Source organism: Variovorax sp. OV329 (genome assembly GCF_900114785.1).
Classification (GTDB): Bacteria; Pseudomonadota; Gammaproteobacteria; order Burkholderiales; family Burkholderiaceae_C; genus Variovorax.
The window spans coordinates 77,258-98,183 of sequence record NZ_FOUG01000001.1; the positions used below are offsets into that span (position 1 = coordinate 77,258).

Genomic DNA, 20,926 nt, shown 5'->3' on the forward strand with positions numbered 1-20,926 from the left:
CGAGGCGTCCATGAGCCTGCATCCCGGTGTTTCCGCCTCGCTCGCCGTGGATTCGCCGCATGGCCGCCAGGGCGTGCTGGCCAGGCAGCTGCTCAAGCCGGAAGTCCTGATCCTGCTGGCCATCCTCAGCCTGGTCGTGCGCGTGCTCCTGATCCCGGAGCCCGTGCTCATGTCCGACGAGTACTACTACATCAAGACCAGCCAGCTCTGGCATGACGGGACCATCGACATCCGCTCGATCACCAGCCTGCCCACCCGGGGCGAGGCGAAATTCCCCAACTCGCTCTTCTTCGCGATCTACCAGTTGAGCTTCTACTTCGGCGACAGCTTCTACGCGGTCGCCAAGTTGTTCAACGTGTTCTTCGCCTCGGTGGCGGCGCTGGCCATCGCGTCGGTGGCGCGGCGCTTCATGTCGGACCTGGCGGCGGCCGGGGTCGCGGTGCTGGCGCTGTGGCTTCCGTCGAGCAGCTTCCTGCCCTACTTCATGCCCGAGGCGCTCTACGAGGCGCTGGTGTGGCTGGGCATCGCGGCGCTTTTCGCGCTTTACGAGCGCAGGCTCAGGCTGGCGATGGCGGTGCTGGGGGCCTGCACGGGCGCGGCACTGCTGGCCAAGCCCAATGCGCTGGCCGTCATCGCGGCCTGCAACCTCGTGGCGGTCTGCCTGCTGTGGAAGATTCGGGCGCAGAAGGACCCCTGGCGTCAGGCCATCGTGTGCCTGCTTCTGCTCAACCTGTGCTTCGTGATGAGCGGCTATCTACTCAACCTGCTGCTGACCGGGCAGCTGCATTGGGATCCGATGGGCAAGTTCTACGAGAACGGACTCTCGAAGGTGGGCGAGGTCGACGCGGGCAATTCCTTCATCGAGGCCTTCGCGCGCTACCTCGCGGTCTACGTGTTCATCGTGCTGCTCGTCTTCGGCTCGGCGCTGCTCGCGATGGGCGTCGGGGCGGCCTCGGGCAAGTCCCTGTCGACCGGCGACGTGCTGCTGCTGGCCATGACCGCGTTCGGCGTGGGTGTGCTGCTGCTGGGCAGCGTCAAGGTGGCGGTCAACTGGGAGCGGGTCTATGTGAATCACATCGGCCTGTACAGCTCGCGCTACATGTCGGTGATGTTTCCGCTCTTCATGATCGGCTTCGTGCGCTTCTTGCCGGACGCCGCGCCTCGGCGCCGAACGCGCATGTGGGTGGGCGGGGTCCTGGTGCTGGCCTGCCTGCTGCTGATGGGCACGCGCAGCTATGTGAACAACTGGCTGCAGGTGCGCGACCTGTTCTGGCCCCGCGAACTGCCGCCGGTCGCACTGCGCCTGGTCTGGGCGGCCATGCTGCTGCCCCTGGTGTACTGCACCCTGGCGCGTGCACCCAAGGCCAGGGTCTACGTGGGCGTCATCGCGCTCTATGCCTTATCTTCCGGCGTGGTGCTCTGGAAGAAGGATTTCCTGTCCTGCCAGGTGGGCAGCGAGAGGGTCTACGCAGACGCGGCGCGCACGGTGCGGTCGCTGGTGCGTCCCGAGCTTTACGACCAGGGGCACGTGGTCTTCAACGGCCAGACTTCCGCCTCGCTCTTCATGAGCACCTTCCCGGGGATCGTTTCCGTCACGAGGCTGAGCGTCGATCCGCAGGGACATGTTCCGCCATCGGCGCGATGGGTGGTCTACCTCGACGGCATCCGGCCCGAGTCCGCGGCCGGTTGCATGGTCCTCAAGTCGACGATCTTCTGTCCGCTCGGCGAGGGCGTGCTGATCCCCACCGCCCGGTGATGCGCGGCACCCGCATCCTCGTCACCGGCGGCGCCGGCTTCATCGGCCGGCACACCGTGGCGGCGCTGCGCGCGGCGGGGTACGGGGTGCGGGTGCTGGTGCGCCATGCCGGCCAGGCGGCGGCGCCGGGTGTCGAGGTGGCGATCGGGCACATGAACGATCCGGCGTCGCTGCGAGAGGCGTGCACCGGATGCGCCGGGGTGATCCACCTGGCCGCCCACACCCGGGACGGACCGGATGCGGACCGGGTGAACGTGGGCGGTGCGGCGTGCCTGATCGAAGCTTGCAAGGCCGCGGACTGCCGCCGCGTCGTGGTCGTCAGCACGCAGTCGGCCAAGATCGAGCGCAAGGGCGACTACGCCCGCACCAAGGCCGCCGCCGACGCGCTGTTCCTGGCGTCCGGGCTCGAGGTGACGCTGATGCTGCCCAGCGTGGTCTACGGCACGCTCGACGACGGGATCTTCGGCGTGCTCAGGCGGGTGGTGGCCAGCCATCGCGTCGTGCCCGTCCTCGGCGACGGCCGGTGGCGCTGCGCACCGGTCCATGTCGACGACGTTGCGGGGGCGCTGGTGCGCGCGCTGGATGTGCCGGCGTCCATCGGCCGGAGCTACGACCTCGCGGGGCCGCAGGAGATCGGCTTCGATGCGCTGCTCGATCGCATCGCGCAGGCGCAAGCGCTGCCGGCGCCGTGGAAGCTGCATGTGCCGCTGTCCGTCTCGCTCGCGGCGGCGGACCTGCTGGCCCGGCTCATGAAGTCGCCGCCGATCAGCCGCAGCAACGTGCTGGGCTCGAACCAGGACACGCACATCGACATCGGCCGCGCGCGCCAGGACCTGGACTTCGACCCGATGCCTCTTGCGGCCGGGCTCGAAGCGCTGTTCGGCCGCATAGACGACCTGGCGGCCCTGCGCGCAGAGGCGACGGCGCTGTCGCGCTACCTCATGGGTACCGCCGCTTCGCCGGAGATCGTGCAGCGCTACGTGGACGCGCACCGCGTGCTGCTGCCGGCCACGCCGGACCGCATCACCGCTTTCGTCCGGGCGCACCCGTGGTCCGCGGGGTTGCTCGACGCGGCGGCGGCGCCGCGCGGAATGCGCGAGCCCTTCAGGCAACGGGTGCTGCTCATGGCCTCGGTGCTGGAGGCGACGCCCGAACACGCCTTGCGCTTTCTTCCCGCGTCGAGATCGCGCTTCGCGACGCTGGCGCTGCTGGGCTGGCATGGCCTGCGCGCCGTGGCTCTGGCCGCGCTGGGCATGCCGCTGTACCTGCTCCTGCGCACGAGGCCGATGCATGAGTGAGGCGCCGACGTTCATCGTGGTCGGCTCCGGTGCGAGTGCCGTGGTGGCCGCGGCCCGCGTGCTGGATGCGGGGCACCGCGTCCTCATGCTGGACAGTGGCGATGTCGACGACCGCTATTCGCAGCGAATCCCGCAGCGGCCTTTCGCGACCCTGCGGCAGGAAGACGCCTCGCAGCACGAATACCTGCTCGGGCACGCGGCCGAAGGCATCGACCTGGGCGGCACCGGCCCCCTGGCGCAGGCGACCGCGCCGCGCCGCTTCGTGTTCCGTCGCGCGCTGCAGCTCTTGCGCACCAGCGGTGATTCTTTCGCCGCAGTCGAGAGCCTGGCCCGCGGCGGCCTGGCCGAGGCGTGGGGCGCGGGCGCCTTTCCTTTCACTGACCATGAACTGAGGCAAGCCGGCCTGGATGCCGGCGAGATGGCCCCGCACTACGAAGCGGTGGCGCGCCAGATCGGCATCTCCGGGGCCGACGACGACCTGGCGCCATGGCGCGGCGCGCTGGCTGCCCTGCAGCCGCCGCTGGCGCTGGACCACAACGCCGCGGCCCTGCTGGCCAGCTACGAGCGGCGCAAGCAGCAGCTCGCCCGGATGAACGTGCGGCTCGGACGGCCGCTGCTGGCGGTGCTGAGTGAAGGCCTGGGCGAGCGCCGCGCCAATCCCTTGCATGGGCTCGACTTCTGGAGCAATGCGGGTGCCAGCGTGTTCCGGCCTTCCGTCCTGCTGGACACCTTGATGGGACGGCCGGGCTTCGAGTACCGGTCCCAGCTCCTGGTCACGCATTTCGACGAGCCGGCCTCGGGCGGCGTGCGCGTCAACGCGACGGATCTTCAGCATGGAAGCCGGATCTCCTTCACCGCGGATCACCTGCTGCTGTGCGCGGGCGCGCTGGGCAGCACCCGGATCGTTCTTCGCTCGACGGGCCACTACGACCAGCCCGTGCCGCTGGTGTGCAACGAGCATGCGTACATCCCGTCGGTTCGTTGGCGCGGACTCGGGGCGGCCGCCTCGGGCCGCTCGCACGCGCTGGCCCAGTTGACGGTGTTGATGGACCCGACTGGCGATCAGCAGCATCTGGTGCAGGCGCAGATCTATTCCTTCACCGGCATGCTGCTGGCGCGGCTGCTGAAGGACTCGCCGCTCGGTCTGCGCGATTCGCTGAGCATCTTCCAGGCGCTTGCCAGCAGCTTCGTGATCCTGGGTGTGCAGCACGAGGACGTGGCGAGCCCCGGCAAGCACCTGGTGCTGCGCCGAGGCCCGGTGCCCGAGGAGGATGTGCTGGAGATCCGGTGGCGCCCCGACGCTTCTGTGCAGGCGGTGCAGGATGCGGCGCACCGCGGCTTCTGCGAAGCCATGCGCGTACTCGGATGCTGGCCGCTGCGCGTGGTGCGGCCTGGCGCGGGGTCCAGCGTGCACTACGCCGGCATGCTTCCGTTCGCGGACGAAAACCGGCCGCTGACCCTGGACCGCAGCGGCCGCTTGCGCGAGACGCGCAGCGTCTACGTCTGCGATGGCGCAGGCCTGAACTACCTGCCGGCCAAGGGCCCGACTCTGACGTTGATGGCGAACGCGAGGCGCATCGCCTGCGAGCTCGCCCAATCCTTGTGCAAGCGCTGACGATCGCCGAGACTGCGCTGCACCTGAACGACACCCGGCACCCTTCACAACACAGGCACCGAAACATGCGCCCTTGGCAAGTCATCCTGTTGGTCGGCTACACCGTGGGTATCGCCCTCGGGCAGCTGCTGTTCAAGCAAGCGGCCGTGACCTTGAAGGCGAGGGAGTCCACATCGCAGTTCGTCTGGATGCTGATGACCAATGCGCCGCTGGTCTGCGCGGTGCTGCTGTACGCGGGGCTGACGGCGCTGTGGGTCTACATCCTGTCGATCACCGACCTGTCGAAGGCCTATCCCTTCCACGCCTTGACGATGGTGCTGACGCCCTTGCTGGCGGCGCGGCTCTTCGACGAGAAGCTCAATGGCTACTTCTACGTGGGGCTGGCCGCGATCCTGGTGGGCATCTTCTTCATCGCCTGGGGCAGCGAATCCTGAGAGCGGCGGCCTTCAGCCGCGCTGCACGGGGTCGGCTTCTTCGCTACGCTGCAGCGCAAGCTCGCGGATCAGGTTGGTGAAGCGTTCATTGGCCACGCGCATCTTCAGGTGCAGGTAGAGCAGGGCGACCAGGCTGAACAGGATCCAGAGGTAGAAGATCAGGTCCACGCCGCGCCCGATGCCTACGCTGTTGGCCACGCGCATCGCCTGATCGGGAAAGAGGACGAAGTACTCGCCCACCAGCGCGATGACGATCGCGAAGGCCGTCACCTTGGGGGCCATGCGCCCCTGCGTGTAGGCATAGAAGGCCACGCACAGCAGCACTGCGCTGGCGATGAACTGGAAGATCATCGGAGCAGTCCCTTCAGCAGCAGGTCCACGAGGATGTGCACCGAGTTGCTCAGCTTCTGTCCCTTGGCCAGCGAGTATGCGGTGTAGCGGATGGTCACCGGGACCTCGATGTACTTCAACCGCAAGCGGGCCACCTGGGCCACGATCTCGGTGGCATGCGCCATGCCGGCCTGCCGCAGCCGCAGGCGCTCGGCCGCAGCGCGCGTGAACGCGCGCAGGCCGTTGTGCGCATCGGAAAGGTGCAGCCCGGTCAAGGCGAAGTTCACCCAGCAGGCCACCCGCAGCAGCGTGCGGCGCGCCATGGGCATGTCGATGGTGCTGCCCTTGAAGCGCGTGCCCAGCGCCACGTCGGCGCCGCCGGCCAGGCTCTGGATCAGGGCGGGGATCTGCTTGGGGTCGTGCTGGCCGTCGGCATCGAAGGTCACGATGTGGCTGGCACCCAGGCGCAGTGCGTAGGTGATGCCGGTCTGCAATGCCGCGCCCTGGCCCAGGTTGATCGCATGGGAGATGACCCTGGCGCCGGCCAGCCGCGCGCGCAAGGCGGTCTCGTCCGAGGAGCCATCGTTGACCAGGACGACGTTGGGGCACACGCGGCGCACCTGCTCGATCACCTCGCCCACCACGGATGCTTCGTTCAGCGCCGGGATGACCACAAAGACGGAATCGGGGAGGCCGCTCATCGCCGTGTTCTTGGAGGAATTAATACGATGTAACTACACCGTATTTCACTGCCTTGCCCGATGCCCCGCAAGACTTCGGGCGTCGTAGGCCGTTCGGCCGGACCCGGCGGTCCTCGCTGCCGGAGCGTCGTCGGGCACGCTTCGTGTAAGCCTCGTGACGGCTGACTCTGCCGTGCGGCATAGCCCGAGAAAGTGCAACAAAAGTTTGCATTTGATGCAGAATGCCCATTCCAATGAAATGTGATCCGCCTGCCTGAAATGTTGATGGTCCGGAGTGAACGAGGATTCAGGGAAGCGTCCTCTGCACGGATGGGCATGGCCCTGGGCGCCCTGGTGCTCGTGCTGACCGGCTGGCGCGTGTTCTTCGCCAGTGCCGGCCTGCCTATCCAGGTGGGCGACGCGCTTTTCTTCATCCCCACCGCCGTCCAGCACATGCTCTTGGGCGACTTGTCCAACCCCTACATGAGCCCGATCCAGCAGAGCGGGGGGCCCTATGTCTGGCACGGCTGGCTCTACCCGATGGCGCTGAGCGCGCTGGGCAGCCTGGTGGGTGGGCAGGACGTGCGCGCGATCCTGGTGCTCGACAGCCTGCTGGTCGTGCTGGCCGCGCTGCTGTTCGCCTGGAAGGTAAGCATGGTGCGCGCCCCGGCCTGGCTCAAGGCAGCGACGGTCGCCTGCGCCTGCGCCATGCTGACTTCCAACGCGGGCCGGCCGGAAGTGATCGCGCAGCTGCTGCTGGTGCTGTGGCTGCTCAGCGTGAAGTGGCCGCTGGACCGCGGATCGGACATCGTCACGGCCCTCATCCTGGCGCTGATCGCCGTCGCGCAGCCCACCATCGCGCTGCTGGGCGGCGTGTTCTTCTCGATCTACCGCAGCCATGCCAGCTCGACCGGGCATGCGATCTGGTCGATCGCCTGGGTGGCGCTGTCCTCGGCCATCCTGGCGCTGCTGCTGACCGCGCTCATCTATCCGTGGAGCATGCGCGAGCTGGCCATGGGCATCCTGGAGCAGGGGCGCAGCCTGTCGCGGCGAGACGACGGCGACTTCGCCCTGATGTACCTGAAGCTGGCCGCCAGCCCGCTGCAACTGGCCTGGATCGTCCTGGCCGTGCTGCTCGGCGCAGTGCTGGTCATGCGCGGCGTCCTGCAGAAGCCGGCCTCGGCCGTGCTGTTCTATCCGCTTCTGCTGCTGGCTCTCTACCTGTGCTGGCGCTTTGGCATGCGCATCTCCTACACCGCCTACAACGTGGCGGTGTTCTTCCCGCTGGTGGCCTACGCGCTGCTGCTGGCCAGCGTGGACCAGCGGCTCATGCCCTTCACCGTTCTCTTCAAGCTGGCGCTGGTCGGCATGGCCCTGGTGCTGCTGCTGGCGCAACTGCGCACCTTTGCCGTCTTCAAGGGCTCGGCCGCCGACGCGGCCGTGATCTCGCGGCTGGAGCAGGACGTCGAGGCCGACCTGCGCGCCGGTTCGCGCGTCGCCCTCAGCCCGAACCTGGCCCTGACCAACTACGGCTGGGCCCAGCGGCGCAACGTGACTGTGCTGCCCCTCATCGACATCGGCCGCGCCGGCCAGGCCGACGTGGTCTACCTCAACCAGGCCTCCACTGGCGCGCGCACCCCCGCCGAGTACCCGGGCTGGCGCGTGGCCGGCAACCACTTCGTCGACGGCGTGCAGTTCCTGGGCCGGACGGTGGCGAACACGCCCGTGTCCTATGCCTATGCGCGCTATGTGCGAGCCGCGGCCCGGCCGGCGAAGGCGCCGGCCGGCGCCCCATGAATCCGAACCGTTCCTAGACAAAAGGGAGAGAAATGACTGTTGTGACCTTCGGGATCATCCTGGCCAGCGTGCTGCTCAATTCGGCCGCGCAGCTGGCGCTCAAGGCCGGCGCCAGGGCGATCGGCACCGCGGTGCCCGGCAGCGGCGCCGCGCTGGTGAACGCTGCCCTCGGGGCGGCCCTGCAACCCTGGATCGTCTTCGGCCTGGTCTGCTATTTCGTGAGCGCCGGGCTGTGGATCGCGGCCCTGACCCGCGTGGACATCACCGTGGCCTACCCGATGCTGTCGATGGGCTACGTCATCGCCGCCTTCGCCGCCTGGCAGCTCTTCGGCGAGCAGCTGGGCACCATGCGCCTGCTGGGCATCGGCACCATCCTGGTGGGCGTGGTCATCCTGGCGCGTGCCTGAGGTGCCGACCATGTCTGCTGCATTCGACTTCAGCGCAAGCGCCTCGGCGCTGCCCGACCTGTACGTCGATCTCGACGGATCGCTGATCGCCACCGACCTGCTCGACGAGTCGATGCTGCGCCTGGTGCGCGATTCGCCCATGTCGCTGCTGAGCCTGCCCGCGTGGCTGCTGCAGGGCAAGGCGGTGCTCAAGGACCAGGTCGCCTCGCGCGTCGAGGTGGACGTGAGCACGCTGCCCTACCGCCCCGAGGTGCTGAGCTACGTGCGCGAGGCGCGTGCCCAGGGCCGGCGCGTGGTGCTGGCCACGGCCAGCGACCAGCGCCTGGCCGATCGCGTGGCGAAGCACCTGGGCGTCTTCGACGCGGTGCTGGCCTCGGACGGCAAGCGCAACCTCGGCGGCTCGAAGAAGCTGGAGGCCATCCGCGAGGACGCGGCGGGCCGCGACTTCGCCTACCTCGGCGACCGGCACGTGGACCTGCAGGTGTGGGACGGCGCCCAGGCCGCGGTGGTGGTGAGCCGCTCCGACGCGCTGGCGCGCCAGGCGGCGAAGAAGACCGCGCTGGAGGCGCACATCCGCCCGCCGGCGACCGCGCCGCGCCGCTACCTGTACGCCATGCGGCTGCACCAGTGGCTCAAGAACCTGCTGGTCTTCGTGCCGCTGATGCCGGTGCTGCACGCGCTGACGCTGCCGGTGCTCGTCAACGCCTGCATCGCCTTCTTCGCCTTCGGCCTGATGGCCTCGGGCATCTACATCCTCAACGACCTGCTCGACCTGGAGTCGGACCGCAAGCACAAGCGCAAGCGCTTCCGGCCCTTTGCGGCGGGCGAGATCAGCGCACGCACCGGCCTCTTGATGTGCGCGGGGCTGTGCCTGGCCTCGCTGACCATCTCGCTGGTGTTCATGCCGCCCATCTTCCTGGCGGTGCTGCTGGTGTACCTGGCGCTGACCACGGGCTATTCCTTCTTCCTCAAGCGCCGGGCCATCGTGGACGTGTTCTCGCTGGCGGCCCTCTACACGATCCGGCTGGCAGCCGGCGCGGCGGCCACAGGACTGCCGCTGTCGCTTTGGATCCTGTCCTTTTCTCTCTTCATCTTCGTGAGCCTGGCGTTGGCCAAGCGCTACGTGGAGCTCAGCGGCACGCCCACCGAGGTCAAGCAGATGAGCAGGGACCGCAACTACCACCCCACCGACGTGCAACTGGTACTGGCCGGCGGCGTGGCGGCCGGCCAGATGGCCACCGTGGTGCTGAGCCTGTACCTGCAAGACCCGCAGATCGTCGCGCGCTACGCGCATCCCATGTACCTGTGGGCGATGGTGCCGCTCATCCTGTTCTGGATCATGCGCATCTGGCTCAAGGCGGTGCGCGGCGCGCTGCATGACGACCCGGTGGTGTTTGCGGCGCGGGACTGGGTCAGCCGCCTTGCGGTGGCGATCAGCGCCGTGGTTCTCTGGGCGGCGGGCTGACGATGGCGCTGCTGCTCGCGGTGCTGCTGCTCGCCGGCCTGGTGCTGGTGGTCCTGTGGCGCCGGCCGGCGCCGAATTCTTCCGACCCGGTGGCGCGCAGCTGGCGCCTGTGGCTGTGCTTCGTGCTGGGCGGCCTGTGCATCGGCGCGCTGGTGTCCATGCTGGACGGGCGGCCCGTCGACAACGCGGTGCGCTATGCGGTGCGGGTGTTCATCCCGCGCGGCGCGGTGGATTCGTGGGGGCCGATGGTGAACGCCATCCACCTGCTGCAGGCCAATCCCGGGCAGTCGCTCTACCAGACGCTGTTCTTCGAGCAGCACATGAAGTTCCAGTACCCGCTGACTTCCCTGGTGCCGCTGGACCTGGCGCAGCGCCTGTTCGGACTGGCCGACGGCACGCTGCTGGTGGCACTGCAGGTGGTCTCGCGGCTTTGCGTACCGCTCATCGGCCTGGTGTTCGCCATGCTGATCGCCAACGCGGCGCGTGCCTCCGAGCCCTATGCCCGTGATGCGTCCGCGCCGGGCGTGGGCTGGCGCGGCGTGCTCATCGGTATCTTGAGCACGGTGCTCTTCTACCCCATCGCGCTGTCCGAAACGCTGGGCCAGGTGCAGACCATCATGACGCTGCTGGCCGCGGTCGCGCTGCTGGCCTGGCAGCGCGGCGCCAAGGTGCTGGCGGGCATCTGCATCGGCCTGTGCTGCATCGTGAAGCCGCACTGGCTGGTGATCGCGCCCTGGGGCTTCATCCGCCGGCAATGGGGCTTCACCGCTGCCATCCTGGTGACCACCGGCCTGTTCGGGCTGCTCGCCATCGGTCTGTATGGCCTGCACAACGTGCTCGACTACGCACAGGTGGCTTCCTACATCAGCCGGCGTGGCGAGAGCTACGCGGACAACCAGACGGTGAACGGCCTGGTCAACCGCCTGCTGTTCAACGGCGACAACGTGCTGTGGCGCGGCGATGCCTTTGCGCCCTACCACCCCGTGGTGTACGGCGTGACGCTGGCCAGCACGCTGCTGCTGCTGGGCCTGGGCGTGTTCTTCGCCAGGAAGGACGTTCCCAGCGCCGTGCACCTGGCGCTGGCGATGCTCGCGCTGACCATGGCCTCGCCCATTGCGTGGACGCACCACTACGGCGTGCTGTTCCCCATCTTCGCGGTCGTGCTGCCCTGGGTGCTGGCGCGCAAGCCCTGGGGGCGCTGGAGCGTGCCGGCGATGTTCGCGGGCTATGTGTTGGTGAGCCAGTCCTTCGTCTACATCACCAGGCCGCTGGCGGACACGCTGCTCAATCCGCTGCAGTCCTATGTGCTGATCGGCGCGGCGCTGGTGCTGGCGCTCATGGTGACGCTGATCCGGCGCGGCCGCGTGCTGCTGGTGACGAAGGACGCCCGCGGCGGCGGAGCCACCACGGCTGCGGCGCTGCTGTCTCAGCGGCCCATGTAGATGTCGTAGCTGCGCGATACCCGGTCGATCAGCGACGGGTCGCGCGGGCCGTTGGCATCGAACTGCACCCGCACGCTGCCGTCCGCCTGCTGGCGGATGTTGGCGGTGACGGTGGCGCCGCCCTGCGCTCCCACGATCACGCCATTGGCGCGATCCTCGGTGCGGATGGCCAGCCCCTGGTCGCGCATGGCGTTGCCCGCGGCGCTGAACGAACGGTCGAAGCTCGCGGGAACCGCGGTCGTCACGGGGTAGGGCCCGTAGTAGGCGCAGCCCGCTGACATCAGCAATGCCCCGCACAGGGCCAGCGTGGCGGTGGCGCGGGTGGTGCGGCTCTCGGTCATCCAGCTTCTCATGATCGCCCTCCGGTGTATTCGAGAGGGCGATTGAAGCATGCCGGCGGGCCTGCCGGAAGGCTTCGCCCGCAGACCTGCGGGAATCCCGCTCAGAACATGCCGGCCAGCAGCAAGCGGTCGGGTCCGAGCCGGTCGAGCACCACCTCGTGGTCTTCCTCCGAGAATACGAAGCAGCCTTCGCTGCGGCCCAGCTTGCCCTGGGCCTGCAGCACCTCGGGGCCCACATAGGGCGCAGCGTGGATCACGATGGCACGCACTTCGGCATTGCTGTTGCTCGGGTCCAGCCCGTCCAGGCGGATCGATCGCCCATGCTTGCCGACGTAGCGCTCGCCGACGCGGTAGGCGCCTTCGGAACTGGCGTTGGAGCCCACCTCGTTGGAAAAGCGCAGCACCCGGCCGACGTGCCGGGGGTCGGAGCCGCGGCCGTGCGCCACCAGGAAGCTCTGCTCGATCTCGCCGGTCTGCATGTCGATCAGATGGAAGCGCGGAAGGTGCGATGGCTGGGAGAAGTCGGCGACGGCGACCAGATCCTGCAGTGCAATGGCCTCGCCGAGGCGCGCCAGTTCGGCGCGGGCGCGCTCCAGCAGCGGGTTCGGCGATTCAACGGGTGCACCGGCCTCGGTCACCGCCGGCGCGTCATCCGGCACTTCGGCGCGTGCCGCCTTGGGCGCTGCGATCCAGCCCAGCCCGGCGAGGGCGGTGGACGCCACGAACAGGCGCCGGCTCGAAGGCAGGAGGCGGGCAGGACGGCTCACCCAAAGAGTGAGGGCGACCACGTCGTGGGAGTTCCCTGGGGATCGGACGCATTGTGTCGGGAATGCGCCAGAACGCGCCCCGTCCGGATGCCAGCAGGGGTTCTGCGCGCTCAGTCGGCCGCGCGGGCCGGATGGAAGTGCTGGCGGATGCGCTGCGCGACGATGGTGGGATGCACCCTAAGGGCCTGGGTGGCGTACTGGCCGATGAACAGGCCGTCCAGCTTGAGCTCGACGCTGGCGAAGTAGCGGTCCAGCGACGCGCCGGCGTCGAACAGGCAGCGCTCCAGCGAATCGAAGGTGGCACTGTCCCCCGTCGTCTGTGCGCCGGTGGCGCTGACGCGGTAGGTGTACGCGTTCATCGCGATTCGTTGGACGTGGACCAGGGGCTTCATTCGGCGCTCATGTCTGTCGGGGTGGAGGCCTCGCTTGCATGCAAGAACTGTCGATGCCGTGATCCTCTCCACAAGTGACCCGCAGGTAAATAGTCCATTTGGACCGGTCAGGCCGCCGGTGCCTTGGGCAAAATGCCCTCCATGCCTTCGGGCCCCGGCTCTCGTATCGCTTTCGTACTGCTTTCGTTCTCCATGCTGCTTCCGCCCCGAATCCTTCTTGTCGATGATCACTCGCTGTTCCGCTGCGGACTGCGCATGGTGCTGAGCGCGGCCATTCCCGACCTGGAAGTGAGCGAGGCGGCTTCGCTGGAGGAAGCCATGCTGGCGCCCATCGATCCGGCGCTGGTACTGCTGGACATCCAGCTGCACGGGCTCAACGGCCTCGAAGGCATCGCGCTGTTCAAGCGCAAGTGGCCGCAGGCGGCGGTGGTCATGCTGTCGTCCGAGGCCTCGCCGCAAAAGGTGCGCCTGGCCATGGAACGCGGCGCGGCTGCCTTCGTCTCCAAGGCCGATCCGGCCGACAAGATCCTGGGCGTGATCGCGCAGGTGCGCCGCGGCCTGCCCGCTGGACGCGACGCCTTTCCCGCCCAGGCGCCGGGCACCGAGGCCGGCGGCCAGGACGACCAGGCGCCGCTGCTCACGCCGCGCCAGAGCGAGGTGCTCGACCTCATGTGCCAGGGCCTGTCCAACAAGGTGATCGGGCGCCGGCTCAGCCTGTCGGAGAACACGGTGCGTGGCCACGTGCAGGCAGTGCTGGCCGCGCTGCAGGTGTCCAGCCGTTCCGAGGCCGGCTTCGCGGCGCGCCAGCGCGGCATCGTGGCCTGATGTCGGGGCAGCGCCTCCCGGAAGACCGCATGCTGGTCGAACAGCTGCGGCTGCAGCTGGGCAACATCGGCAGTTCCCTCATTCCCACGCTGGTGGTGGCACCGATCCTGGTCTGGGTGCTGGCCAACGACCAGAACGCGCTGGCCCTGTGCCTGTGGTGCGCTGTGATCGTCTTGCTCAAGCTGTACCTGGTGTGGGACGCGCGCCGGCTGCTGGCCGGGCCCATCCTGCCGGAACAGGCACCGGTGCTGATGCGCCGCAAGATGGTGCTCAACCTCATCGACGGCACGGCCTGGGGCGCGCTGGCCTGGGCCACGCTGGGCACCACCTCGGTGGCGGGCAGCGTGCTGGTGGTGGCGGTGCTGGCGGGCGTGGCGGGAAGCTCCATGTCCTCGCTGGCGCCCATCCTGCCCGTGTTCGTGGTGTTCGGCGTTTCCGAAGGCGTGGTGCTGTCCACCAAGCTGTGGACCTTGGACGACCCGGCCTACAAGACGCTCGCCGTGGCGGTGCTGCTTTACGTGGCCACGCTCATCGGCCAGGCGCGCAACGGCACGCGCGCCGCGCGCCGGGCCATCGCGCTGCGCTTCGAGAACCTGGAGCTGATCGAGCGACTGCGCGTCGAGACCGAGCATGCGCAGGCGGCGCATCGCGACGCCGAGGAGGCCAACCTGGCCAAGTCCAAGTTCCTGGCGGCAGCCAGCCATGACCTGCGCCAGCCCATCCATGCGCAGGGCCTGTTCCTGGAGGTGCTGGCGCGCACGCCGCTCAACGTTGCGCAGCAGGCGGCGCTGGCCAATGCCCGCGCCACCTGGCAGGCCTCGGCCGAGATGCTGGACACGCTGCTGGATTTCTCGCGCCTGGAGGCCGGCGTGGTGCAGCCGCAGAACCAGCAGTTCGCGCTGCAGCCGCTGCTCAACCGCATCGAGAACGAGTTGGCGCCGCAGGCCGATGCCAAGGGCATCGTCTACCGCTCGCGCGAGACGCATGCGGTGGTCGATGCCGACCCGGCGCTGGTGGCGCTGATCCTGCGCAACCTGGTGTCCAACGCCATTCGCTACACCGAGCGCGGCGGCGTGCTGGTGGGCTGCCGGCTGCGCCGCAGCCAGCTGGTGGTGGAGGTGTGGGACACCGGCGTGGGCATCGCGCCATCCGCGCACCAGGAGATCTTTCGCGAGTTCCACCAGCTGGGCAACGCCGAGCGCGACAGGCGCAAGGGGCTGGGCCTGGGCCTGGCCATCGCGCAGGGCCTGGCGCGTGCGCAGGGGCAGCAACTCACGCTTTCTTCGGTGTTCGGACGCGGCAGCGTCTTCCGCCTGAGCCTGCCGCTGGCGCGCGTGGGCGTGCTGGCTGCCGCCCAGCCCTTCGCGGCCGAACCCAAGGGAACGCTTCGACCCTTCGAGGAAGTGCGCGTGCTGGTGATCGACGACGACGAGACCGTGCGCGCCGCCATGCAACTGCTGCTGCAGGCCTGGGGCTGCGCCTGCGACGTGGCCGACTCCATCGAAGAGGCCCTGGACCACGCGCGCCGCAACGCGCCGGACATGGCCATCATCGATTACCGCCTGCGCGACCAGCGCACCGGCGCCGGCGCCACGGTGTCGCTGCGCGCCGAATTCGGCGCTGAGCTGCCGGTGCTGTTGATCACCGGGGACACCGCGCCCCAGCGCCTGCGCGATGCCATCGCCAGCGGCGTGCCCCTGCTGCACAAGCCGGTGCTGCCCAGCGAGCTGCACCGCGCGATGAGCTACATGCTGAGCGGCCGCGCGCTGGATTCTTCCTTCGCGGGGCTGCGGGGGTAGGAAGGCGAGGGCGGCCCGGCGGGCCGCCTCGTGCGTCTGGCGGCGTCAGGCGGACTGGCCGACCACCCGGGCCCAGGCAGGAAACTCGCGGTCGAATTCCTGCGGCGTGATGTCGCCCAGGTGCGTGCAGGCCGCATCGGGCATGGCCACGCCAGCGTTGGCGCAAGCGTATGCGTGGCGCGACGTCCGCGCAATTCGACAAAGGCCCTGGCTTCCGCGAATTACGCACGGTTGGCGCCGAATTCGTTGTTCGGACGCAAAACGCGCCGATTGAATCCTTTGCCGTGCGCATTGGCTCAATTGCGTCGGTGGCGGGTCAATTGAATTTCAGAAATCCGGCAGCACGCCGGTTCGCTCGATGTGCTCGCGCAGCGCGTCCAGGAATGCGTGCACCTTGCGGGCGCGGTGCCGAGCGGCTGGAAATACCGCGTAGATGCCGCTTTCCGGGAGCGACCAGCCGGGCAGCAGCTTCAGCAGCCGGCCGGCCGCCACCTCGGTCTTTACCGCGTAGTCCGGCAACACCGCCAGCCCGCCGCCCGCCAGCGCCGCCGAACGCACCGCGTGCGAAGTGTTGCACGACATCGCCTGCTCGAAGCGCAGCGTGCGTCGGCTGCGTCCGCTGGCGCTGGTGAAGGTCCAGTTCAGCGGCTGGGTCAGCACCGACAGGGCGATGAAGGGCAGGCCCGTCACATCCTGCGGCCGGGCCGGCACATCGCCGGCCTCGAACCTCTGCGGACTGGCCACCAGCCATTCGCTGAAGCTGCCGATCCGCGTGGCCAGCAGGCTGGAATCGGCCAGGCGCCCCGCACGGATGGCCACGTCGATGCCTTCCTTGAGCATGTCGACCACGCGGTCGCCCGCCACCAGCTCCACGCCCAATCCGGGGTGCCGCCGGCGCAGCGCCACGGCCACAGGCGCCACCACGGTGGCCGCATAGTCGTTGGGTGCGGCGATGCGCAGGGTGCCGCGTGGTTCCGCGCTGTCCTGCCCGGCGGCGCTGATGGCTTCCTGCGCCTCCTGGACGATGCGGCGGCTGGCCTCGTAGAAGGCTTCGCCTGCGTCCGTGAGGCTCTGGTGCCGGGTGCTTCGCAGCAGCAGGCTGGCGCCGACCTCGGCCTCCAGCCGCTGCATGTGCGCGCTGACCATTGTCTTGGCCAGCCCCAGGCGCCGTGCCGCCGCAGACAGCGAGCCGGCTTCCACCACCGCGACGAACACCACCAGCCGGTTCAAATTGACGCCGCTCAGGGCCTACATCGATTGTCCATTTCAAGTGAACTGAGAAAGCTGGATCGTCCATCTTATCGAAACAGCCCGCGGTGCCTACGCTACAGGCATCCGCAACCACCCGAGAGGAAATTTCATCATGAAGATCGCATTGATCGGCGCCACCGGCATGGTCGGCTCGCGCGTGCTGGCCGAAGCCCTGCAGCGCGGCCATCAGGTCGGCGCCATCGCCCGCAACGCGGGCACCCTGGCGCCGCGCGCCGCCCTGCGCACGCTGCCGCTGGACGTGAAGGACGGCGCCGCGCTCGCGACGGCGCTGGCCGGCCATGACGTGGCTGTCATCTCGGTCAAGTACAGCCAGGTCGACCCGCGCCCCATCCTGAAGGCCATCCAGGACGCGGGCGTGCCGCGCGTGCTGGTGGTGGGTGGGGCCGGCAGCTTGCAGGCCGCGCCGGGCGTGGACCTGGTCGACACGCCCAGCTTTCCGGCCGCCTACAAGGACGAGGCGCTGGCGGCACGCGAACTGCTGCGCCTGCTGCGCGCAGGCTCGGCTCTGGAATGGAGCTTCATCTCGCCTTCGGCCCTGCTGCAGCCGGGCGAGCGCACCGGCCAGTTCCGCATGGGTGGCGACCAGTTGCTGGTCGATGCCGCCGGCGCGAGCCGCATTTCTGTCGAGGACCTTGCGCTGGCCCTGGTCGACGAACTCGAATCGCCGAAGCACACCGGGCAGCGATTCACCGTCGGCTACTGAGCGCTTTTGCGTGCACGGCCGTTGCCGTGCGTTCATACTGGGCATGTAAAAGACGTAACGCGAAGCACGGTCTGCCCGGCCCGTCCGCATGATGCCCTTTTGACATGCTGCGATCGATCCACGTCCATGGATGCCAAGCTGACCGACCCGAGAGCGCAGGCGCCATCAGGCGTGGACTCGGTCGGGCGCTTGCGGCGGCGCTGCTGGCGCTGGCGCTGGCGCCGGCATGGGGACTGAGCGCCATGCCCCAGGACGCCAAGGTCTCGCTGGCGGTGATGGGCGATTCGAACAGCCTCTCCTACCAGGACCGCATCTCCAACCCCAATCCCGAGCAGCGCGGCGGGGCCTTGCGCGACCGCACGCTGCAATGGGGCGAGGTCATCGCCCGCCTGCGCGCCGACGAAATCGACCAGGGGCCCTGGGAAATCTCGGGCGAATCCAACCCACGACTGCGCTGGTTCGACTCGCTGCGGCTGCCCGTGGCCCGTGCGCCGCGCAAGGAAGACTTCCGCTTCAACTTCGCCAACGAAAGCGCTTCCTGCACCCAGCTCATGACCACCCGCGTGCGGCAGGCGCCGCGACTGGTGGCCCTGATGGACCGCGAGCCGCAGCGCTGGGAGAGCGGCGTGGTGGTGATCCGCATCGGCATCGCCGACCTGTCCGGCCTGATGGAAACCCAGGCGAGGTCGCCCGGCGAGCCTGCGGCGCAGGCGGTCGTGCAGGGCTGCGTGCAGCGCTATCGAGAGGCGGTGGACCTGATCCGCAGGACGCATCCCGGCACGCACATCGTCCTCGTCGACTCCTTCGAGGATTCGAACGATGCGCACAACCTGGATCGCTGGCAATCGGCCGCCGAAATCCGCAACATCGCGCGCGTGTTCGATGACTTCGACGAGGGCCTGCGCGCCATCGTGGCCGAGGTGCCGCACACCAGCTTCTTCGACGACCGCGCCTGGTTCCGCGGGCTCTGGGGCTCGCGCGATGCGCAGGGCCGGCCGGCCTTCCGCACCGTGAGTGTCGGCGCGCTGCAGGTGACCCACTCCGTTGGCGACGAGCCCACGCATTCCCTGCTGGCCGACGACCACAACGGCCTGGTGTGGAACGTGCTGTGGGCGCAGGCGATGGTGCGGCACCTGCACGAGGTGGCCGGCCTGCCGGTCACGCCCATCAGCGACGAGGAGGTCGAGCGCCTGGTGCGCTCGCTGACGACTTCGGACGCGGCGCGCTAGAAGCTGGCCGCCAGGCCCAGCGACACGCCCGAGACGTTGTTGCCGAACATGTAGCGCAGAACGGCGCGCAGCCGGCTGACGTACAGGGGGTTGTAGGCGCTGGTGTCCAATTCCAGGCCGGCGCCCAGGCTGGTGAGGTGGTCGAAGCCCAGGATGTCGGTCTGGTTGCCCAGGTAGCGCGAATGCGAAAACTCCAGCACGTAGCGCACCGGCCGGTCCAGCGCATGCATGCCGGCGATGGGCGCGCGGTAGCGGGCGTAGATGTTGGCGGTGCGCGCCGAGGATTCGCCCTGCACCAGGTCCGAGGTGTTGCCGAAGGTGCGCAGGCGGATGTCGGTGTAGCGCAGCTCGACGTCGATGAGATATTCCTCGCGCACATGCTCCCAGTCGAGCATGACCGCGCCGCCCAGGCCGTAGGCGTTCATGGTGCCGTTCTCGAGGAAGTCGACCTCGCGGCCCGTGATGCGGCTGAGCGCGAACTCCGCCACCCGCAGGTCGGTGGCCATCTTGCCCAGTGCGAAGTCGAAGATGGGGCGGAACACCAGTTCGGAGGTGATGGGAAAGTCCCAGCCCACGCCCGCCGTGCCGGTCAGGGTGTTCCAACGGGTGGGCAGGCGCCGCGCATCCACGCCGTTGCTGGCGATGAAGGTGGGGTCGTAGCGGCTGTAGGCAATGGCGCCTTCCAGGTACAGCGGAAAGCTCTTGCTGAAGGTGTCGCCGCCGCCCAGCTGGGTCATGAAGACCGAGGGGTTCTCGGTCTGGGCGTTGTTGATCGACAGGTTGCTGGAGGTGAGGTCGGGCACCACCGAATAGCCCATCAGGGCCAGGATGCCGTTGGCCCGCTGCTGCAGCCTTGCCTCCTGCGCCAGCCGGAACTCCTGGGCCGAGGCGGCGCCAGCCAGGGTGAATGCGGCGAGGCCGGCGGCGATGGCCCTGCCGCGGCGACGGAACGCGAAGCTTGCCTGGCTGAATCTTTCCTGCATCTTGAGGATCGCCCTTCCCGTGACTTTGTGGTTGTCTGCGGGCGATGCTACTGGCAAGCGTCATGCCAGGCCAGCCAATGGCCCTGCGCGCGCCCGGCATGGCGGGCGCAACGACGCCTGACACCGGCGTGTCATCTGCGGCGGATGGGGAGCGTCTCCCGGCGCATGAGTTGATCGGGGCGGGCGGGCGTGGTTCCCGCGCCTGGGCGGCTTTCAGGCTGCGGTCATGCCGCACTCCTTGCTTCATAGACCAGGTTGAAGGGCGTCTGCGTGGCGCGGCGGAACTGGGCGAAGCCGCCCTGCATGACGAGCTCGCGCGTGCGCGCCTCGCCGGCCTGCGCGCCCAGGCAGGCGGCGCCCTTCTGGGCGCGCGAGGCCGGCGTGCAGATGAAGGTGGAGGCGGAGTAGAAGACGCGCCCCACCGGGTTCAGGTTGTCCTCCACCTTGTCGTTCGCGAAGGGCTCGACGATGAGCCAGCTGCCGTCGGGCTTCAGGCTCTTCTTCACGTGTGCGGCGGCGCCGACGGGGTCGCCCATGTCGTGCAGGCAATCGAAGAAGGCCACCAGGTCGAAGCCCTGGCCGGGGAAGTCCTGCGCGCTTGCCACCTCGAAGCGCAACCGGTCCTCGCCGATGCCCGCCTCGCGCGCCATCGCGCTGGCATGTTCGATGGACGGGGCGTGGTAGTCGTAGCCCACGAAGCTGGAGGCGGGGTAGGCCTGCGCCATCAGCAGGGTGGATGCGCCATGGCCGCAGCCCACGTCGGCCACGCTGGCGCCTTTCTGCAGCCGCTCGCGCATGCCGGTGAGGGCGGGAATCCACTGCTCCACCAGGTTGGCCGCGTAGCCGGGTCGGAAGAAGCGTTCGGTACCGCGGAACAGCGCCGGGTCGTGCTCGTGCCAGCCCACGCCCAGCCCGGTGCGCATGGCCTGCTTCATCTTCGGGATGCTCTTGAACTGGTCCACCGCGATCTGGAAGGCGCCGGGGATGAAGGCCGGACTGCCTTCCTGCGCCAGGGCCATGGCCTGCTCCTCGCTCAACGAGAACCTCTGGCTCGCCGGGTCGTAGGTTACGTAGCCGCTCGCGGCCTGGGCATAAAGCCATTCGCGCAGGTAGCGCTCGTCGACCTCCAGGCGCTTGGCCAGTTCAGCGCAGGCGCCCGGGCCCTGGGCCAGGCCCTTGTACAGCCCGAGTTCGTCGCCCACCACCACGGTGGCCGCATGCATCACGGCGCCGATGTCCTGCACGAACTGCGCCATGAAGGCGTTGAGCTTGTCTTCGTTGATGGCCATGGCGAGGGTCCTCCTTCGTTCAGGCAGCACACAGCCGGCCTTCCTATACTGCTTGCAGCAGGAAAGCCCGGACACGCGAGGCCCCATGGTCCCTCCGACGGG

Annotated in this window: 20 protein-coding genes; 12 read left to right on the plus strand and 8 right to left on the minus strand. The window is 68.7% G+C overall.

Annotation, left to right across the window (positions count from 1 at the left end):
• The first annotated feature begins 10 nt into the window (after positions 1–10).
• From BM345_RS29580 to BM345_RS00410, 4 genes are all read left to right on the plus strand, one after another.
• A complete protein-coding gene (locus tag BM345_RS29580; protein ID WP_139237432.1) occupies positions 11–1,756 on the plus strand; it encodes a hypothetical protein in 1,746 nt (581 codons plus the stop codon).
• Positions 1,756–3,054, plus strand: coding sequence for an NAD-dependent epimerase/dehydratase family protein (locus BM345_RS00400; protein WP_254789459.1), 1,299 nt, complete (start codon positions 1,756–1,758; stop codon positions 3,052–3,054). The genes BM345_RS29580 and BM345_RS00400 overlap by 1 nt, the downstream gene beginning before the upstream one ends.
• Positions 3,047–4,669 (plus strand): hypothetical protein, encoded by a 1,623-nt coding sequence (locus tag BM345_RS00405; RefSeq protein ID WP_093374406.1) that lies wholly within the window; start codon positions 3,047–3,049, stop codon positions 4,667–4,669. Before BM345_RS00400 ends, BM345_RS00405 begins: the two co-directional genes overlap by 8 nt.
• A 65-nt stretch (positions 4,670–4,734) precedes the next feature.
• Positions 4,735–5,103 (plus strand): EamA family transporter, encoded by a 369-nt coding sequence (locus tag BM345_RS00410; RefSeq protein WP_093374408.1) that lies wholly within the window; start codon positions 4,735–4,737, stop codon positions 5,101–5,103.
• A gap of 12 nt (positions 5,104–5,115) precedes the next feature.
• On the opposite strand, the gene BM345_RS00415 is transcribed toward BM345_RS00410, so the two are convergent.
• Both BM345_RS00415 and BM345_RS00420 read right to left on the minus strand, forming a co-directional pair.
• On the minus strand, positions 5,116–5,454 hold the full coding sequence (locus BM345_RS00415; RefSeq protein ID WP_093374410.1) for a DUF2304 domain-containing protein: 339 nt from the start codon (positions 5,452–5,454) through the stop codon (positions 5,116–5,118).
• Positions 5,451–6,134: a glycosyltransferase family 2 protein gene (locus BM345_RS00420; protein ID WP_093374412.1), complete on the minus strand. Its 684-nt coding sequence runs from the start codon at positions 6,132–6,134 to the stop codon at positions 5,451–5,453. The genes BM345_RS00415 and BM345_RS00420 overlap by 4 nt, the downstream gene beginning before the upstream one ends.
• A 315-nt stretch (positions 6,135–6,449) precedes the next feature.
• On the opposite strand from BM345_RS00420, the gene BM345_RS00425 reads away from it, so the two are divergent.
• The 4 genes from BM345_RS00425 to BM345_RS00440 are packed head-to-tail and all read left to right on the plus strand — an operon-like array spanning position 6,450 to position 11,224.
• A complete protein-coding gene (locus BM345_RS00425; protein ID WP_139237433.1) occupies positions 6,450–7,910 on the plus strand; it encodes a hypothetical protein in 1,461 nt (486 codons plus the stop codon).
• A gap of 32 nt (positions 7,911–7,942) precedes the next feature.
• Positions 7,943–8,317 (plus strand): SMR family transporter, encoded by a 375-nt coding sequence (locus tag BM345_RS00430; protein WP_093374416.1) that lies wholly within the window; start codon positions 7,943–7,945, stop codon positions 8,315–8,317.
• A gap of 10 nt (positions 8,318–8,327) precedes the next feature.
• On the plus strand, positions 8,328–9,782 hold the full coding sequence (locus BM345_RS00435; RefSeq protein WP_139237434.1) for a UbiA family prenyltransferase: 1,455 nt from the start codon (positions 8,328–8,330) through the stop codon (positions 9,780–9,782).
• A gap of 2 nt (positions 9,783–9,784) precedes the next feature.
• Complete coding sequence (locus BM345_RS00440) at positions 9,785–11,224, plus strand: glycosyltransferase 87 family protein (protein WP_093374422.1); 1,440 nt, start codon at positions 9,785–9,787, stop codon at positions 11,222–11,224.
• Here the strand turns inward: BM345_RS00440 and BM345_RS00445 are convergent.
• From BM345_RS00445 to BM345_RS00455, 3 genes are all read right to left on the minus strand, one after another.
• A complete protein-coding gene (locus BM345_RS00445; RefSeq protein ID WP_254789395.1) occupies positions 11,209–11,577 on the minus strand; it encodes a hypothetical protein in 369 nt (122 codons plus the stop codon). The two genes, BM345_RS00440 and BM345_RS00445, sit on opposite strands and share 16 nt — an antisense overlap.
• Before the next feature lie 89 nt (positions 11,578–11,666).
• Positions 11,667–12,353, minus strand: a complete 687-nt coding sequence (locus BM345_RS00450) for a murein L,D-transpeptidase catalytic domain family protein (RefSeq protein WP_217653940.1) — start codon at positions 12,351–12,353, stop codon at positions 11,667–11,669.
• Positions 12,354–12,442: 89 nt separating this feature from the next.
• Entirely contained in the window at positions 12,443–12,691 is a 249-nt protein-coding gene (locus BM345_RS00455) for a hypothetical protein (RefSeq protein ID WP_093374429.1), read from the minus strand.
• Positions 12,692–12,916: 225 nt separating this feature from the next.
• Here BM345_RS00455 and BM345_RS00460 point away from each other — a divergent pair, with 225 nt between their 5' ends.
• Positions 12,917–13,549 carry a response regulator gene (locus BM345_RS00460; protein WP_093374431.1) on the plus strand — a complete coding sequence of 211 codons (633 nt, stop codon included), beginning with the start codon at positions 12,917–12,919 and terminating at the stop codon, positions 13,547–13,549.
• 29 nt (positions 13,550–13,578) lie between these two features.
• Complete coding sequence (locus tag BM345_RS00465) at positions 13,579–15,348, plus strand: ATP-binding response regulator (RefSeq protein WP_254789397.1); 1,770 nt, start codon at positions 13,579–13,581, stop codon at positions 15,346–15,348.
• A 327-nt stretch (positions 15,349–15,675) separates the two neighbouring features.
• On the opposite strand, the gene BM345_RS00470 is transcribed toward BM345_RS00465, so the two are convergent.
• A complete protein-coding gene (locus BM345_RS00470) occupies positions 15,676–16,578 on the minus strand; it encodes a LysR family transcriptional regulator (protein WP_254789399.1) in 903 nt (300 codons plus the stop codon).
• A gap of 133 nt (positions 16,579–16,711) precedes the next feature.
• Here BM345_RS00470 and BM345_RS00475 point away from each other — a divergent pair, with 133 nt between their 5' ends.
• On the plus strand, positions 16,712–17,323 hold the full coding sequence (locus tag BM345_RS00475; protein ID WP_093374435.1) for an NAD(P)-dependent oxidoreductase: 612 nt from the start codon (positions 16,712–16,714) through the stop codon (positions 17,321–17,323).
• 242 nt (positions 17,324–17,565) lie between these two features.
• Positions 17,566–18,552 (plus strand): SGNH/GDSL hydrolase family protein, encoded by a 987-nt coding sequence (locus BM345_RS00480; RefSeq protein WP_139237435.1) that lies wholly within the window; start codon positions 17,566–17,568, stop codon positions 18,550–18,552.
• On the opposite strand, the gene BM345_RS00485 is transcribed toward BM345_RS00480, so the two are convergent.
• Positions 18,549–19,535 (minus strand): hypothetical protein, encoded by a 987-nt coding sequence (locus BM345_RS00485; protein WP_175544853.1) that lies wholly within the window; start codon positions 19,533–19,535, stop codon positions 18,549–18,551. The genes BM345_RS00480 and BM345_RS00485 overlap by 4 nt on opposite strands.
• A gap of 224 nt (positions 19,536–19,759) precedes the next feature.
• A complete protein-coding gene (locus BM345_RS00490) occupies positions 19,760–20,824 on the minus strand; it encodes a class I SAM-dependent methyltransferase (protein WP_093374439.1) in 1,065 nt (354 codons plus the stop codon).
• Between the last annotated feature and the right edge of the window lie 102 nt (positions 20,825–20,926).

Excerpts from the sequence above, each read along its gene's own strand:
- BM345_RS29580 (WP_139237432.1), top strand. The coding sequence starts at position 11 with ATGAGCCTGCATCCCGGTGTTTCCGCCTCGCTCGCCGTGGATTCGCCG.
- BM345_RS00400 (WP_254789459.1), top strand. The coding sequence starts at position 1,756 with ATGCGCGGCACCCGCATCCTCGTCACCGGCGGCGCCGGCTTCATCGGC.
- BM345_RS00405 (WP_093374406.1), top strand. The coding sequence starts at position 3,047 with ATGAGTGAGGCGCCGACGTTCATCGTGGTCGGCTCCGGTGCGAGTGCC.
- BM345_RS00410 (WP_093374408.1), top strand. The coding sequence starts at position 4,735 with ATGCGCCCTTGGCAAGTCATCCTGTTGGTCGGCTACACCGTGGGTATC.
- BM345_RS00415 (WP_093374410.1), bottom strand. The coding sequence starts at position 5,454 with ATGATCTTCCAGTTCATCGCCAGCGCAGTGCTGCTGTGCGTGGCCTTC.
- BM345_RS00420 (WP_093374412.1), bottom strand. The coding sequence starts at position 6,134 with ATGAGCGGCCTCCCCGATTCCGTCTTTGTGGTCATCCCGGCGCTGAAC.
- BM345_RS00425 (WP_139237433.1), top strand. The coding sequence starts at position 6,450 with ATGGCCCTGGGCGCCCTGGTGCTCGTGCTGACCGGCTGGCGCGTGTTC.
- BM345_RS00430 (WP_093374416.1), top strand. The coding sequence starts at position 7,943 with ATGACTGTTGTGACCTTCGGGATCATCCTGGCCAGCGTGCTGCTCAAT.
- BM345_RS00435 (WP_139237434.1), top strand. The coding sequence starts at position 8,328 with ATGTCTGCTGCATTCGACTTCAGCGCAAGCGCCTCGGCGCTGCCCGAC.
- BM345_RS00440 (WP_093374422.1), top strand. The coding sequence starts at position 9,785 with ATGGCGCTGCTGCTCGCGGTGCTGCTGCTCGCCGGCCTGGTGCTGGTG.
- BM345_RS00445 (WP_254789395.1), bottom strand. The coding sequence starts at position 11,577 with ATGAGAAGCTGGATGACCGAGAGCCGCACCACCCGCGCCACCGCCACG.
- BM345_RS00455 (WP_093374429.1), bottom strand. The coding sequence starts at position 12,691 with ATGAACGCGTACACCTACCGCGTCAGCGCCACCGGCGCACAGACGACG.
- BM345_RS00460 (WP_093374431.1), top strand. The coding sequence starts at position 12,917 with ATGCTGCTTCCGCCCCGAATCCTTCTTGTCGATGATCACTCGCTGTTC.
- BM345_RS00465 (WP_254789397.1), top strand. The coding sequence starts at position 13,579 with ATGCTGGTCGAACAGCTGCGGCTGCAGCTGGGCAACATCGGCAGTTCC.
- BM345_RS00475 (WP_093374435.1), top strand. The coding sequence starts at position 16,712 with ATGAAGATCGCATTGATCGGCGCCACCGGCATGGTCGGCTCGCGCGTG.
- BM345_RS00480 (WP_139237435.1), top strand. The coding sequence starts at position 17,566 with ATGCCCCAGGACGCCAAGGTCTCGCTGGCGGTGATGGGCGATTCGAAC.
- BM345_RS00485 (WP_175544853.1), bottom strand. The coding sequence starts at position 19,535 with ATGCAGGAAAGATTCAGCCAGGCAAGCTTCGCGTTCCGTCGCCGCGGC.
- BM345_RS00490 (WP_093374439.1), bottom strand. The coding sequence starts at position 20,824 with ATGGCCATCAACGAAGACAAGCTCAACGCCTTCATGGCGCAGTTCGTG.